Below are 675 nucleotides of genomic sequence, written 5' to 3'. Positions count from 1 at the left end.
ATGGAATGCGCAGCGGCGAAGTAGTGGCATTGCGCCTCGATCAGATTGACTGGGCCGGTCGGACCCTACGATTTTTTCGTCTAAAGCGCCGCCAGCCGCAGATCTATCCGCTCGTTTTATCTGTTGCTGAGGCGCTCGCCCGCTACATCGACGTGGTGCGGCCGTCGTCGTCGTGTCCGGAAGTCTTCCTCAGTATGCAAGCGCCCCATCGGCCGTTGAAGGCGGGGAGCATCTATGATGTCGCTAACCGCAGATTTGTCGCGCTTGGAATCAACGCTGCCCATCGCGGGGGCCATGCGCTTCGCCATGCCTGCGCCTCTCGGCTTCTTGCCGAAGGCCTATCGATAAAAGAGATCGGGGACCACTTGGGACACCGCAGCGCGGCGACAACCAGCGTCTACGCCAAGGTGAACATGAAGGCCCTTCGCGAGGTCGGTGCATTCGACCTGGGAGAGCTGCAATGAGGCTGACCGATGTCGTCGACGCTTATCTGGCCAAGCAGCGGTCATTGGGCATGCGTTTCGAGTCTGCCGAGGTGCTGCTGCGCCGGTTCTGCCGAGTGATGGGGAATCGCGAGATCGGCGAGATTACCCCCGAGGCGGTGGCCGTTTTTCTCCAAGGCAGCGGCCCGCTCAGCGCCACCTGGATGCTCCGCTACAGGGTTCTGAGTGGGTT

The 675-nt window shown here is 61.3% G+C and carries 1 protein-coding gene and 1 pseudogene; both read left to right on the top strand.

From position 1 onward, the window contains the following. A partial coding sequence (locus CEV33_RS01480) for a tyrosine-type recombinase/integrase (protein ID WP_167388091.1) occupies positions 1–464 on the top strand: 464 nt, incomplete at its 5' end. Further along, positions 461–675 (top strand): annotated as a pseudogene (locus CEV33_RS01475) (tyrosine-type recombinase/integrase); the annotation flags it as partial. The gene CEV33_RS01480 and the pseudogene CEV33_RS01475, both read left to right, overlap by 4 nt.

This window comes from Brucella grignonensis (assembly GCF_002252505.1).
Taxonomy (GTDB): Bacteria; Pseudomonadota; Alphaproteobacteria; order Rhizobiales; family Rhizobiaceae; genus Brucella; species Brucella grignonensis.
The sequence above is the reverse complement of the archived record's forward strand: the minus strand, read 5'-3'. Positions and strand labels throughout refer to the sequence as shown.